This is a genomic window from Corynebacterium glyciniphilum AJ 3170 (assembly GCF_000626675.1).
Lineage (GTDB): Bacteria > Actinomycetota > Actinomycetes > Mycobacteriales > Mycobacteriaceae > Corynebacterium > Corynebacterium glyciniphilum.
The window spans coordinates 2,511,000-2,525,564 of record NZ_CP006842.1; the positions used below are offsets into that span (position 1 = coordinate 2,511,000).

The following is a 14,565-nucleotide window of genomic DNA, read 5'->3' on the forward strand; positions in this document are numbered from 1 at the left end:
TTCCGCTGCACCGGGCCTGGTTCCACGCCCGGCCAGTAGACTGTCGGTGTGCCTACCGCCCACCGCGGAAGATTACCCCGCCTCCACCATCCCCAGGTCAGGGAGATCCTCGCCCATCAGCAGACTGTCACGCCCGGGAGCGGGCTCGTCATTGTCGTGCGTGACCTCTCCGGTGGCGGAGCGTCCGGAGTGCTTCATGATGTCGCCACCGGCTCTCCGACGTGGAACGTGGTCCGTACCCGCCTGTTATCCGGGCCGAATCGTCCGGGCGTCATGTCGCTGCCCGACGACTCCGCCGACACTCTGCTCCTCATTGAGGACATTGACCTGGCTGACACGGCGTCCCTGCGCCGTCTGTACGAGGAGGTCCACCGCGGCGACCGTCCCTGGCGCCTGGTGGTTGTCGCCACCATGAGCACGGTCGGCCCGGCCGGCACGGAAGGTGCCGACGGAGATGCACCGAGAGCGACATTCCGACTCGGGGATGTTGAGGTCGTGTTACCGCCGCTGACCGTTGAGAATGTCGGTGTGGCGGTGGAATCCTCGACCGGCGTGCTCCCGCACCCACACCTCGCGGTGGACCTGCACACCATGACTGGTGGCCGCGTCGATCTACTGGCCGAACTGCTCGATGGTGCCCCTGCCGATATCAGGGCAGGGCGGGCGCCCGCTGTGCCGGAATCCTGGTCAGCCGCCCTGTCCGCCGCCCTGAACAACGTTCTGAACAGCACCGATACGGGCACCACCAGTTCACCCGGGGCCCGACGACAACTCGTCGACCTACTCCGGGCGGTCGCAGTCGGCGGAGGACCATCCGCAGATCCCGTCCCCCTGCTCCTGCTGCGAGATCTGACAGGAGAGGTCACCGCAGCCAACGACAAGGTGTTCTCCCTGGTGCTTCGCGCCGTCCATGGACCGGCAGTCGAGTTCCGCGACCCCCGCCACCGCGCAGCCGTGCTGGAGCAGACCCCGCCCGCGGTGTGTGTTGATCTCCACAACCGTGCCGCACACGTGCACACCGACCCCGGGCGTGCCCTGTACCACCAACTCCAGACCGTCCTGGCCGGCGGGCCGGGGACGGTCGACAACGTTGTCTCGCAGATACGGAGCCTCACCACCAAGTACCGCAACCGGGGCGAATGGCAGTCTGCAGCCGAACTGTCATGCATCGTCCCTGGCTCTGTCGAGGCTGTCGAGGCTGTCGAGGCTGTCGAGGCACTGACTCTGTCGGGGGACCTGCCCGCCGCCCGGCTCTGGTCCCGGGGTTCCTTCGGACCGGCACCGTGCGTGTCCTTCCTGGCCATGCATGCCGGGGACCGCCGCCGGGCCTATGCCGTGCTGGACGACGCCGCATCCGACGATGCCGCCGGACCCGGTACCGAACGTCAGCGCGCACTGCTCTCCTTCGCCGACTGGGATCCTCACAGCATGCTCGAGCACGCCACCTCTGCCGACGACAACCTGCTCATCACCGTCGCCACCAGCATCATCGATGGCTCCGTAACCTCGACGGACCGGCCGGACGTTCCCCACCGCCTGGTCAACGGCTGGCTCTCCCTCGTCAACGATGATCCCCTCACCGCACGCGAGATGCTCTCGTCACCGCTTCCGTCACTGTCGCCCTCCCTACGGATCTGGCGGGACGCCTGGCTCGCCCGGACGCACTATGTCCTCGGTGATTTCGAAACGGCCCGCCGCACTGTCGAACGTGGGCTGGCCACCGGCGATGTCCACGGCAGTACGCTGCTCGACCCCGTACTGCTGTGGACCGGCGCTCAGGTTGCAGCCTTCCAGGGCGACCAGTCCGCCTCACGCCAGTACACAAGCCGGCTGCCCGACGACCCCGAATCATTCCTCATCCAACGGCTACCCGCCGCGATGAGTCGCATGATCACCACCGCCACCAGCAGCGATCTGGTGGCAGCGCTACGTGTGGGTGAGTCGCTCGCGAGAATCGGCACTGAAAAGGACACCCAACAGCCCGGATTCTGGCCGTGGGAAGACGTCTACGCCCAATGTCTGGTACGCGCCGGGAGGATACGTGCGGCCGACGCTGTCGTCACTGAGGCCGAACAGCGTGCGGGGACGCGCGGACTGGCCTCAGTTGCTGCGAAGCTGCGCGTCCCCCGCGGAAGTATCCTGCTGCGTCGCGGGGACGTCGATGCCGGTGTGCGGTGTTTCGACGAGGCAGTGGATATCATCACTGATACCCCGATGCGGGCCTATCAGTCCCGTATTCTGCTGGAATACGGTCAGGTGCTCCGTCGACTCGGTCGGCGTCGGCATGCCGACGAGGTGTTCGCTCGGGCCGAGGAGGTCTTCGACTCGATGGGGGCGCCTGCCATGGTCGAGCGATGCCGTCGGGAGCGCCGCGCGGCGGGAATCTCCGGCACAGCGACGGATGCCGCCGCTCAGGCGACGGGGTCCACCTCCGGCGGGCTCACCACCCAGGAGGAGCAGATCGCGGTCATGGCGGCGGACGGCTCCACCAACCGGGACATCGCCCGGGAACTGACGCTGTCGGCGAAGACGGTGGAGCACCACCTGACCAACTGTTACCGTAAGCTCGGCATCCGGGGGCGCACCGAACTGTCCGGTGCGCTGCAACGACGCTGACCGCCCGCGTGCTGTGCGGGGCGGCAAGGCCGGTTGCTGAGCGGCAGGGCCCGGTACGTGGCCAGATCAGCCCAATGAATAGAAGGTCTCCCGCATCCGGTCAGCGTCCGCGGGAAGACCGGTGAAGTGCTCGAACGCGTCCACCGCCTGGTACACGGCCATGTGCGTGCCGTTGAGGGTGCGACACCCCGCCGCTTCAGCCTCCTGCAGCAGCTGGGTGGACACAGGCATGTAGACCACATCACTGACCCAGTGGACCGGTGTCAGACAGGAGGTGTCGAACGAGGTTCCTGGGTGGCTCAACATGCCCAGCGGCGTCGCATTGACGACACCGTCGGCCGCAGCGATGGCATCCTCCACACCGTCTGGTCCTGATCCAGTGGCCACGGAGGTACCGGTAGCCGTGTTGAGGTTCTCGGCGAGTTCTGCGGCACGTCCGGCGTCGACGTCACGGATCTGCAACTCCTCGACACCCGCCTCTGCCAGGGCAAAGGCGATGGCATTACCCACTCCTCCGGCACCGACCTGGACCACGGAACGCTTGGAGACGTCCGGCAGCTGCTCCGCCAGGCCGCGGGCGTAACCGGTCACGTCGGTGTTGTAGCCGAACGTCCTGCCGTCACGGATGGCCACGGTGTTGACCGAACCCAGGCGGGTGGCGACCGGGTCGACCTCGTCCAGCATCGCCACAACCTCACGCTTGAAGGGGTGGGTGATGTTCAGACCATCGAAACCCATGTCCAGGGCACTCGACAGCATCTCGCTCAGGGTCCGGTCCTTCAGCCTCTCGGTGAGGACGTCAAGGCGGCGATACACGGTGGGGTGCCCCTGGGCCAACCCCTCAGCCTCGTGCAGCGGCGGGGTGCGGGACAGTGACAGGTCTGTGCCGATCAGTCCCAGCAGAAAACTACGGGCGGGTGTGGCGTTCATCTCGATACCTTCTCTCAGTGGCTATCTCGGTGGTTGTCTCGGTGTGACGGGTCAGCTGGGGATTCCGCGGGCAGCGTCGCGCAGTACCCGGTACTGGGCGGCAAGGCGCACCGGGGTGTTGTCCACGCCGTGGCCGGCATAATCTCCGCGCCGTTCAACGAGTTCGAAGAACATCGTCCCCAGGGTGCCGGTGTAGAACCGCAGGTACTCGCCGTGCTCGTCGCGGTCGTAGAGCACATTGCACTCGCGGAGTTCCGCGACGGTCTCGTCGTCGAGGTTGAACCGGGAGACCAGGTCGTCGTAGTAGTTCTCCGGGACGGGCAGCATCTCCAGACCCCGCCGGCGGGCCCGGCGCGCCAGTTCGATGATGCCGGTGACCTCCAGGGTCACGTGCTCAGGATAGGACGCGGCGAGGAAGTCCCCCTGCTCACTGCCCTCGGGTGCCACGTTGAGAGTCAGCGAGAAGTCGCCGTCCGGTGCCGACATCACCCGGGAGTGCACATACCCCGCCGGGCTCGGTACCGCATCGGGAGCATGAGCCTGCAGACCCAGCACCGAGGTGAAGTACAGGGCGGCCTCGTCGTGGCGGTGCCATCGCTGCGCCAGTCCCACGTGATCCACGCCGGTGATCCTGGAGTGGGCATCCGTGACCGCGTCAATGGTCCGGACGTCCTCGCCGATCAAGCCGAACTCCTCTGCCCAGACCGGGACTCCGTCCTCAGTGGCTTCGCAGAAGTAGATGCCGGTGCCGTCGGGGGTGTACACGCCGTGGAGTTCCGCTTCGTCATCCTGGCGTTGCCGCACGAGTGGCTCCGCAGAAAGCTTCTCTGCCCGAGCTGCCGACCGTTCCGCGCCCTTGACGTCCACGCCGAAACTGTCGATGGCGGTATCGCTGCCGGTGGGACCGAGGTCCCGGACCACGATACGGGCATCTCCCTGCACCCACACCTGGAAGTCCTCCTTGGTGCGGTGGTAGCCGCCCAGGACGAACCCGAGCTGGTGGAGCAGCTTGGTGATCTCACCCAACCGCCCGGTGTGCAGTTCAACGAAACTGTAGGAACTCGGGGTCGTCGCCTCCGGGAGCGCTGCCAGCCCCACCGGATACGAGCCGGGGTCGGTACCGGACCCAGCACCGGTACCGGTATCAAGGGCCCGGTAGGCCTGGTCTTCCAGCCACCGCAGCGAGCGCAGCCCGTCCACGGCGGTGCGGGAGACGTCGGCCTGCCGGAACGAGTCGTTGAAGATCTCCAGTGACACCGGACCGTCGTACCCTGCGACGGCGAGCAACCGCAGGAACTCCACCAGATCGAAGTCACCCTCGCCAGGGAAGACGCGGTGGTGGCGCGACCAGGACAGCAGATCCATGTCCCGGCGCGGAGCATCGGCGAGCTGGACGAAGAAGATCTTCTCCGCGGGAATGTCGACGATCCCCGACGGGTCGTCGGCGCGGGACAGGATGTGGAAGCTGTCCAGGCAGGTGCCCACATTGGGATGATCGGCCAGCTCCACGATGCGGTAGGCGTGCCGGTAGGTGTTGACGTACTTTCCCCACGCCAGTGCCTCATACGCCAGCCGGATGCCGTAGCCTGCGGCGAGCTCGCCGGCACGGCGCAGCTGGGAGGCGCACACCTCGTCGTCGTCGATCGTGGCGGTGCCGACGTTCGTGCAGATCAGGATCATGTCGACGTTGAGCCGTTGCATGATCCGGAACTTGGACTCCAGGCGGCGCAGGTTGTCGAGGAACTGCTCCTCGCCCACCCCGTCCAGGTCGCGGAAAGGCTGGTAGAGGTCGAAACTCAACCCCAGCTGCTCCCCTCTGGCCCGGATCTGTTCCGGGGAGTGCGGGGAAACGACAAGATCCTGCTCGAAGATCTCGACCCCGTCATACCCTGCGTCGGAGGCGGCGCGGAGTTTCTCGGCGAGTGTGCCGGACAGACACACTGTTGCTACGGATGTTCTCATTGGTTCTGCTTCACTTTCTGTACGAACGTGTCGCCGGCGTCGATCTCGTCAAGGGTCATGAACGCAGTCTCCCGGGCGGTGGCGATGGCGATCGACACCAGCACGGCGACCACGGAAGAGAAGACCGCGACACCGAGGTAGTTGTCCCCTTCACTCCCCGCCACGAGTGAGGCGAGAATCGGCGCGAAACCGCCGGACAGGGCGAACCCGATCTGCGTTCCCAGGGCGATGCCGGTGACCCGCACGGACGTCGGGAACATCTCCGCGTAGAGTGCCGGCCATGTCGCGTTCGACATGGAGTAGAACAACCCGAACATGACGGCACCGAGGACGAAGATCAGCGGCCAGTTCCCGGCGTTGACCGCCATCAGGTATGGGTACATCACCACGGCAGCGCCCAGGGCACCGGTAATGAACACCTTCTTGCGCCCGAAGCGGTCGGCGGCTGACCCCGCCAGTGGGATCGAGACCAGGGCACAGATATTGCCTGTCACCGTCACCCACAGCATGGTGGACCGGTCCAGCCCGACGATCGAGGTCGCGAAGGACAGGGACCAGACGGTGAAGACGATGTTGACGGTGTTGATCATGGCGGCGAAGGCCACCCGGATCACCGCGGCGCGATGGTACTTCAGCACCAGCTGCAGCGGGTTGTGGCGGGCCGCTGCTGCACGTGCGGCGACACGCTCCATCGTCTTCGGGTCAAGGCTCTCGTTTTCGGCCTCTTTCTCGGTCTCCTTGGCATCCTCGACCTCCGCAGCGGTCTCCTGGAACGCCGGTGGCTCCTCAAGGCGGCGGCGGATCACCCAGGCGATCAACACGACAAAGGCGGAGAGCCAGAACGGGACACGCCAACCCCAACTCATCAGCGCTTCCTCGGGAAGGAACGCAGTGAAGGGGATGAACACAGCGGTCGCCAGCAGGGTACCGAACTGCGTACCGTGCAGAGTCCAGGCGGTGGTCCACGACCGGTGCTGCTCATCGGCGTGTTCCAGCGACACTGCAATGGCACTGCCCTGCTCACCGGAGGCTGAGATGCCCTGCACGATACGACACAGGGCGAGGAGCAACGGGGCCAGCAGTCCGACCTGACCGTAGGTCGGCAGACACCCCACGACGAACGTCGATGCGCCGATCATGAACAGGGACAGCATCAGGACGAACTTGCGGCCGAACCGGTCGGCCAGCGGGCCCATGATCAGTGCACCGAGTGGACGCACGACGTAAGCGATACCGACCGTCGCCATGGAGGCGAGCACGGCCACTCCCGGGGACGTGTCCTCGGGGAAGAACAGGACGTTGATGACCAACGCCGCCGCCGTGCCGTAGACGGCGAAGTCGTAGTACTCCAGAGCTGACCCGACCCAGCTGGACAAGGCCGCCCGCTTCGGGGTCTTCTTCGGCGCATCGTCATGGCTGGTCTCCGGCAGGACTGTCGTGCGTGGCGTCGTGCCTTCAGGGATGGATGGTGACGTACTCACGGGAATCTCCTCGTGCTCGGTCCCAGGGCAGTCGTTCTGTCGGGGGACGGTGGTGCGCCCGGTCACGGTTGTGGCGACGGACGGTCAAACAAGTGATCAGGAATGTGCTTTCTCTCCTTCCACCGCTGCGATCGTGGACGGACGAAGCGTCCGGGAGAAGGAGAAGATCGCGAAGCCCAGCACCCCGACGACCGCGAAGGCGAAGAAGCCCCACGGGTAGGCGATTCCGGCGGTGACCATGATGCCACCGAGCAGGGGCCCCGAGATCGCGCCGAGACGTCCGATCCCCGCGGAGAAGCCCATGGCTGTGGCCCGCGCGGACGACGGGTGGTTCTCACCCACGAAGGCGTAGATCAGCACCTGGGAGCTGAAGACGAAGACACCGGTGAGGAAGACGATGACGTAGAGCCCCACCAAGGGGAGTCGGATCGCCAGCAGCGCAAGGAACACAGCCGAGGCGAGGAACCAGATCAGTGCGGTCTTACGCGGCGACTGGATGTCTGCCACCCGGCCCGCGATGAACAAGCCGACCACAGCGCCTACGTTGAGGACCATGAGGAAGGCCAGGGAGTTACCCAGATCGTAGTCCGCCTCCCGCATGATCTGCGGTAGCCAGGTGTTCAGCCCGTAGACCAGCAGCAGGCCCATGAATGACGTGCCCCAGATGGCGATGGTGTTGATCCGGAAGGTGGGCTGCAGCAAGGCGCGGATCCCCTCGGTGTTCTCGCCCTCCTTCTGTTCCTGCAGCGTGTCCATCTCGGTGTCGACCTGCAGGCCGTACATCCGCTCGATCTCCTCGGCCTCCTCTATGCGTCCCTTGATCCTCAGGTAGGCCGGTGACTCCGGCAGCATGAAGAACAGGGCTGGGGCGAGAATCAGTCCCGGAATCGCACCCGCGATGAACATCGCATGCCAGCCCGCGGCGTCGATGAGGAACATGCCCAGCAGGGCGGTGAGCACCGCACCGACGTGGTAGCCGGTCATCAGGGTGGTGGACGCCGAGCCGGCCTTCCGTCCGGAGCGGAATTCGGTGACCAGGGAGATCGCCGTCGGCAGAGCACCGCCGAGGCCCGCCCCGGCAAGGAACCGCCAGAGCGAGAACCAGGCGACGTTCGTGGTGAACGCCAGGAAGAGGGTGAACACCGAGAACAGGAACACCGCGGTGATCAACACGCGTCGGCGTCCCAGCTTGTCGGTGAGGAATCCGATGACCAGGGCGCCGATGGTCATGCCGACCAGGCCGATTGTCGTGATCTGGGTGGCCTGCGCACCGGTGAGGTCCCAGGCCGGGTCATCCAGCATCGAAGGGATCGTCGTGCCGAGGACAACCAGGTCGAATCCGTCGAGCAGGACGGCGATCCAGCACAGGACGGTGACGTACGCGGTGGACCGGGTGGCCGTGGCGGCTGCCGGTCGGGCGGAGGTAGTGGACATGACTCAGACCTCGAATTCCGGGAGATCGCGGCCGACGTACTGTTCGGCCAGGTAACGGCGTCCCGCCTCAGAGGACAGGACGGAGGACAATTCCGCGAGACGACGACGTGACTCGAAGGTCGTCGCATCGGGAGCCTGGTGCAGCATGGACGACATCCACCAGGAGAAATGCTGTGCCCGCCAGACACGCGGCAGGACGATGTCGGAGTAGTCGCTGAGCAGTTCGGGGCGTCCCCGCAATGCCCGGACGAGTGCCGGGGCGAGCACGGCGACGTCGGCTATCGCGAGGTTCATGCCCTTCGCTCCCGTCGGCGGGACCGTGTGGGCGGCGTCGCCGGCGAGGAAGAGCCTGCCCCGCTGCATGGGTTCGGTCACCGCCGAACGGAACCGCAGCACCGCCTTGTCGAAGATCTCTCCTTCCGAGATGCGCAGGTCCGGTGAATCGGCGCGGGTGTGCAGTGCCTCCCAGATCCGGTCGTCTGACCAGTCATCCACGGTGTCGGACGGTTCGCACTGCAGGTAGTAGCGCTGCACGGAGTCCGACCGGGTGGAGATCAGCGCGAAGCCCTCGGGGTGGGTGGCGTAGATCAGTTCTTTCTGGGTTTTCGGCGCATTGACCAGCACACCGAACCACGCGTACGGGTACTCGTGACGGTGACGTCCCGCACCCGTCGGATCGACCGTACTGCGGTGGGGCGAGCGAGATCCGTCCGCGGCGACGACGTAATCGGCCCGGAGGCGGCAGGAACGGCCGGCAGCATCGGTGTAGTCGATGACCGGAGCATCCTCCGTACCGCCCACGGCGTCGACGGTGGTCTCGAACAGGAGGGCGCCGCCGTCGGCCTGGCGCCGGGCGATCAGGTCGATGAGGTACTCGTGCTGCGGGTACACCGCCACGGTGTGCCCGGTGAGCTCGGTCAGCGGGATGCGGGTGCGCTCCCCCTGCACCGAAATCTCGATACCCTCGTCGATGTCGGCCTCGCGCTCCATGCGTTCGCCCACGCCTGTCCGGCGCATCAGGTCCAGTGTGCCCTGTTCCAGAATGCCGGCGCGCACGGTGGTCTCAACCTCGTGCCGTGACCGCGACTCCAGGACGACCGACTCCACACCATGCTGGTGCAGCAGGTGCGACAGGGTGAGTCCCGCCGGTCCCGCGCCGATGATGGCCACCGGGGTCTGCTCGGTCATGACAGGTCCTGGACTGCGGCATTCAACAGCGAGAAGCCGTGATTTGAGTTCGGGACGCCGGCATAGACGGCGGTGTGCAGCAGCACCTCACCGATAGTGTCTGCGTCGACACCGGCACGCAGGGCGGCGCGGATGTGCATGTCGAGTTCGCCGTCATTGCCCACCCCGGTGAGGACCGCGATGGTCAGCAGGCGGCGCTGGGTGTGGTCAAGGCCGGGACGTTCCCAGACATCCCCCCAGGCGGTGCGGGTGATGAAGTCCTGGAACTTCTCGGTGACCGGAGTCTTCTTCGCTATGGACCGATCGACGTGCTCGTCACCGAGGACGGCACGCCGGTTGCGCATGCCACGCTCGTGCGCGGCATCGCGACCGGCGGAATAGGCGTCAGGGTCACTCATGAGGGGTTCCTTTCAGGTCGTTCAGCACGGCGTCGACGATGTCGGCCGCGTGCCCGGTGTGGTCGGCGGGGTCGGTACTGAAGCCATGGTCGCGGTGCGCCTGCTCCATCAGTTCGCCGAGGGTGCCGTCAGCGACCGCACGGTCGATATCCCCACGGGGGACATAACGTCCCAACGCCTCCGCGAGGACCGCACCGTCGGTGAGTGCCAGGTTGCGACGCATCGCGTCGGTATCGACGGTGATGCCGTCGATACTGGCGCGGGTACGGTTCACCGCCCCGGCCGTGGCGGCCGCGAGATCACGGACCGTCTGCCATTCGGCGTGCCAGGCACCGGTCGCCCGCTGCATCCGCTGGTCCATGCAGTCCAGCACGGTGGCGGCAAGCGCAGGGGTCCGTCGGGCGTAGCCGTCGGCGGCGATGGCCGCCGCCGGATTCGCCTTGTGCGGCATCGCCGAAGAGCCGCCCGGCGTCGATTCCCGCAGCTCCCCCACCTCGGTGGCGGAGAACACGATCACGTCGCCGGCGATCTTGCGGACCGAGCCTGCCAGAGCAGCCAGGGCCGTCGCGACCTGGACCAGCGGGAGCCGGTCGGTGTGCCACACCACCGGGGAGTCCGCCAGCCCCAGGCGTCGGGCCAGGGCGGCATGCACCGACAGACCCGACGGCGCGGTGGCCGCCAGATTCCCTGCGGCGCCGCCGTACTGCACCGGCAGGTCGGCGAGGACATCGCGAAGACGGGTGGACGCCGCGGCGACCTGTCGCACCCATCCCGCGGCGATGACGCCGAACGTCGTCGGCACCGCCTGCTGCCCCAGTGTGCGGCCGATGACCGGTGTCGCCCGGTACGTCCGGGCCAGACCAGCAAGGTCCGTGATCAGGTCACCCGTCGTGGCGAGAATCGCGTCGCCGGCGTCGCGCAGACACAGCACCAGGGCGGTATCAATGATGTCCTGGCTCGTGGCGCCCCGGTGCACGGCGGACACGCCGAGACCTGAGTCCGTCGCCGCCGCTTTGAGCCGCCGGGCCAGCGGGATAGCGGGGTTGCCGCCGGCGACGGACGCCTCAGCGAGCGCCACCAGGTCCGCGCTGTCGAAGGTAATCTCCGCAATCAGCTGGGCGGTCGCTGAGGCCGTGGTGGTGTCCACGAGGCCCGCGTCGCCCACCGCCAATGCCAGGTTCTCCTCCACATCGACCATGCGTGCGATGAAGGCGGCGTCCGACAGGCCGGTGGCCGCCGTCGTGCCACCGGAGGCGATATCACCGTAGAGGGTGCGCGCCAGTCCCCCGTCCGGGGGCCTTTCCGAATTGTTCACCACGTCAGCCCCGGAAGAAGGGAGTCTCGGCGGACGCGTCATCATGCTGCAGGACGATGTCCATGCGGTAGGAGTTCTCTCCGTCCTCGGTCAGCACGAGACGGCCACGGCGATCCTCGGGCACCACCGCGAGCACCGGATCATCACCCAGCTCGTCGCCCGGGAAGTAGGCACGGGTGTAGAGCCGTTCGAGGATGCCGCGAGCGAAGACCCCGACCTTTAGATGCGGTGCCTCCACATCGACGTCCGCCTCCCCGGTAGACGCCGGTGTGGCGCCGGGACGCCGGGTACGGAAGGTGACCTCCCCGCTATCGTCGACCATGCCGCGCCCGATACCGGCGCCGAGCAGGGGATTCCACCCTTTCAACGAGCCCTCGTCAGACCGCTCGTCGAGAGGTGAGGGGTAGATACCGTTGCCGTCGGCCTGCCAGAGCTCGATCATGGCGTCCTTGACACGGTGTCCTGCACCATCGGTGACCGAGAACGTCACCTCGATGACATCGCCGGCAGCGAAGGACATGGAGTCCTCGTCGATGAGATTCTCCGCACCGGGGGTCGTCAGGCCGATATGAACGTACGGGCCGACGGTCTGGGACGGCATGATGCCCTGCGGCGCTTCATCCTGGTCCTTGATATCGGACACCGGGTAGCGGAACGGGCCTTTGGGGTCACTGTCGATCATCTGTCTTCTCCTGTCAGGGATTGTGGGCTGGTTGTCACTCGAAGTGGGTGGCGTCGCGTCCGCGCAGCACGATGTCGAACTTGTAGCCCAGGGCGAAGTTCTCCCGGGTCTCGTCGTAGTCGAAGACAGAGATCATGCGCTCGCGGGATCCCTCGGGCACCGAGTTGTAGATCGGATCCTGGAAGAACATCGGATCCCCGGGGAAGTACATCTGGGTGACCAGGCGCTCGGCGAACTGGCGTCCGAAGAGGGAGAAGTGGATGTGAGCGGGACGCCAGGCGTTGGTGTGGTTGCCCCACGGGTAGGCACCCGGCATGACGGTGTAGAAGCTGTAGACGCCGTTCTTGTCGGTCAACGTACGGGCCACACCGTTGAAGTGCGGGTCCAGGGGTGCCGGCCAGGAGTCGTTCTTGTGGCGGTAACGTCCGGCCGAGTTGGCCTGCCACGCTTCGATGAGGGTGTCGGGAACCGGCTTTCCGTCGGCGCCGAGGACCCGACCGTGGACGAAGATGCGCTGGCCGATGGCTTCGCCGCCGTTGGCCTTGGTCATGTCATTGTCCTCGTCACCGATCGCGCCTTCGCCGAAGACGGGGCCGCTGGTTTCTCCGAGACGCTCGGGTACCATCAGCAGATCGTTGTTCGGGTTACGGAGCACTGTCGTCCTGTACTCCGGGAAGTGCAACGGAGCGAAGCTTCCGTCGACGGTGACGTTACTGATGGGAACCATGGGCGTGACCCCTTCTGCGGGATTGCGGGAACGTGATGTGGATCTCACCGTAATAGCCTGTGCGCTATGCGCAAAGCCGTTCACACAGCGAACTACTTTTCCCTGCCGACATGTCTCTGCGCTGCAGTTTCTACGCGCCAACCTCCATATCGGGGGCCACCTAGGGGGGTAACTAAGGGTTATCAAGAACACGTATCAACAGCAGCACTGTCTTTATCCTCCAGATACGACGGAGCCGCACGGGGAACGGATGATGTCCGTTCTCTCGTGCGGCTCAGCGGTAGTCGGGAACCTGCTCCAGCTACTGGGACGAGAGCTTGCGGTACTCGAAGACCTGGTCGATGATGCCGTACTCCTTGGCGCCTTCGGCCGTGAGGAACTTGTCACGGTCGGTGTCTTTTCGAACCTGTTCCTCGGTCTGACCGGTGTGACGAGCCAGCGTCGTCTCCATCAGACGCCGCATACGCTCGATCTCGTCGGCCTGAATCTGGAGATCCGAGACCTGGCCCTGGGTCCCCTGCGTGGCAGGCTGGTGGATGAGCACGCGGGAATTCGGCAGCGCTGCTCGCTTGCCCTTCGTGCCGGCCGCCAACAGCACGGCCGCTGCGGAAGCAGCCTGGCCGAGGCAGACGGTGACAATGTCGGGACGAACGTACTGCATCGTGTCGTAAATGGCCATCAGGGCCGTGAAGGAGCCGCCCGGCGAGTTGATGTACATCGTAATGTCCCGGTCGGGGTCAAGCCCCTCGAGCACCAGCAGCTGGGCCATGATGTCATTCGCCGAGGCGTCGTCTACCTGGGTACCCAGGAAGATGATGCGCTCCTCGAAGAGCTTGTTGTACGGGTTGGATTCCTTGGCACCCCAGGAGGAATGCTCAACGAACGACGGCAGGATGTACCGCGAGGTGGGCATCTGGGCGCCCGAAACCTGGCCGGTGAGTTCGCTGGCGTGGGTGAAACCGTTCATGTTGTTGCTTTCCATCTCTACTTACTGCTCCTTCGCCGAGCTGATCACGCGGTCGACGAACCCGTACTCGAGCGCCTGCTGGGCGGTGAACCAGCGATCACGGTCGGAGTCCTTCTGGATCTGGTCCAGCGACTGACCGGTGTGCTCGGCAATCAACTCAGCCATCTCACGCTTGGTTTGTGCGAACTGCTCCGCCTGAATAGCGATGTCGGCGGCAGTACCACCGACGCCCGCCGACGGCTGGTGCATCATAATGCGCGCGTGGGGCAGGGCGAAACGCTTGCCCTTCGCGCCTGCCGACAGCAGGAACTGCCCCATCGAGGCAGCCAGGCCCATGCCGTAGGTGGCGACGTCGCAAGGCGCGAACTGCATCGTGTCGAAAATCGCCATGCCGGCGGTGACCGAACCACCCGGCGAGTTGATGTACAGCGAAATGTCCCTCTCGGGATCCTCCGCACTGAGCAGCAGGATCTGTGCGCAGAGCTTGTTCGCGATCTCATCATCGACCTGGGTCCCCAGGAAGATGATGCGCTCGCGCAACAGACGCTCGAACACCGAGTCGTTGAGGTTCATCCCCGCGGTAGAGGCCATCTGCGCCGGGCGCAGCGCCTGACCGGCAGACATGTCGTTAGTGCTCACTTATGCTCCTCGCTCACGTTCACGTGTTGGACTGTGCACCAGACTAGTCAACCCAGTGCGCCCATGCCCCTCCCTGGGGCCATGTTCGCTGTCAGCGCACGGTCGCCCGGAGACCTGAGCGCTTTCTCCGCTACCGATTACGCCGGCACATCCGCGGGCACACGGATGATCAGGCATTTTTCCTACTCATCCGGGGCGGCGGCGTAATCGGTGACCTGTCATGTAC

At 65.7% G+C, this 14,565-nt stretch carries 12 protein-coding genes; 1 reads left to right on the plus strand and 11 read right to left on the minus strand.

What is annotated here, in order from left to right:
- Positions 1-48 precede the first annotated feature (48 nt).
- Entirely contained in the window at positions 49-2,616 is a 2,568-nt protein-coding gene (locus CGLY_RS16805) for a helix-turn-helix transcriptional regulator (protein WP_144313678.1), read from the plus strand.
- A gap of 66 nt (positions 2,617-2,682) precedes the next feature.
- Here CGLY_RS16805 and CGLY_RS11675 read toward each other — a convergent pair whose 3' ends face one another.
- The 11 genes from CGLY_RS11675 to CGLY_RS11725 form a co-directional block, all read right to left on the minus strand.
- Positions 2,683-3,546 carry a shikimate dehydrogenase gene (locus CGLY_RS11675; RefSeq protein WP_038549610.1) on the minus strand — a complete coding sequence of 288 codons (864 nt, stop codon included), beginning with the start codon at positions 3,544-3,546 and terminating at the stop codon, positions 2,683-2,685.
- 51 nt (positions 3,547-3,597) lie between these two features.
- Positions 3,598-5,508 (minus strand): sugar phosphate isomerase/epimerase and 4-hydroxyphenylpyruvate domain-containing protein, encoded by a 1,911-nt coding sequence (locus CGLY_RS11680; RefSeq protein ID WP_038549613.1) that lies wholly within the window; start codon positions 5,506-5,508, stop codon positions 3,598-3,600.
- Positions 5,505-6,989: an MFS transporter gene (locus CGLY_RS11685; protein ID WP_227590260.1), complete on the minus strand. Its 1,485-nt coding sequence runs from the start codon at positions 6,987-6,989 to the stop codon at positions 5,505-5,507. Before CGLY_RS11685 ends, CGLY_RS11680 begins: the two co-directional genes overlap by 4 nt.
- Before the next feature lie 96 nt (positions 6,990-7,085).
- A complete protein-coding gene (locus CGLY_RS11690; RefSeq protein ID WP_052540125.1) occupies positions 7,086-8,423 on the minus strand; it encodes an MFS transporter in 1,338 nt (445 codons plus the stop codon).
- A gap of 3 nt (positions 8,424-8,426) precedes the next feature.
- Positions 8,427-9,611: a 4-hydroxybenzoate 3-monooxygenase gene (locus CGLY_RS11695; RefSeq protein WP_038549615.1), complete on the minus strand. Its 1,185-nt coding sequence runs from the start codon at positions 9,609-9,611 to the stop codon at positions 8,427-8,429.
- A complete protein-coding gene (gene pcaC / locus CGLY_RS11700) occupies positions 9,608-10,009 on the minus strand; it encodes a 4-carboxymuconolactone decarboxylase (protein ID WP_038549619.1) in 402 nt (133 codons plus the stop codon). The genes CGLY_RS11695 and pcaC overlap by 4 nt, the downstream gene beginning before the upstream one ends.
- The gene (locus tag CGLY_RS11705; protein ID WP_227590261.1) at positions 10,002-11,327 is read right to left on the minus strand and encodes a lyase family protein; all 1,326 of its coding nucleotides are present in this window, start codon (positions 11,325-11,327) and stop codon (positions 10,002-10,004) included. Before CGLY_RS11705 ends, pcaC begins: the two co-directional genes overlap by 8 nt.
- A 1-nt stretch (position 11,328) precedes the next feature.
- Positions 11,329-12,006, minus strand: coding sequence for a protocatechuate 3,4-dioxygenase subunit alpha (gene pcaG / locus CGLY_RS11710; protein ID WP_038549622.1), 678 nt, complete (start codon positions 12,004-12,006; stop codon positions 11,329-11,331).
- Between the two features lie 34 nt (positions 12,007-12,040).
- A complete protein-coding gene (gene pcaH / locus CGLY_RS11715; RefSeq protein ID WP_038549626.1) occupies positions 12,041-12,733 on the minus strand; it encodes a protocatechuate 3,4-dioxygenase subunit beta in 693 nt (230 codons plus the stop codon).
- A gap of 301 nt (positions 12,734-13,034) precedes the next feature.
- Positions 13,035-13,700, minus strand: coding sequence for an ATP-dependent Clp protease proteolytic subunit (locus tag CGLY_RS11720; RefSeq protein WP_052540903.1), 666 nt, complete (start codon positions 13,698-13,700; stop codon positions 13,035-13,037).
- Positions 13,701-13,721: 21 nt separating this feature from the next.
- A complete protein-coding gene (locus tag CGLY_RS11725) occupies positions 13,722-14,324 on the minus strand; it encodes an ATP-dependent Clp protease proteolytic subunit (protein WP_038549629.1) in 603 nt (200 codons plus the stop codon).
- Positions 14,325-14,565 lie beyond the last annotated feature (241 nt).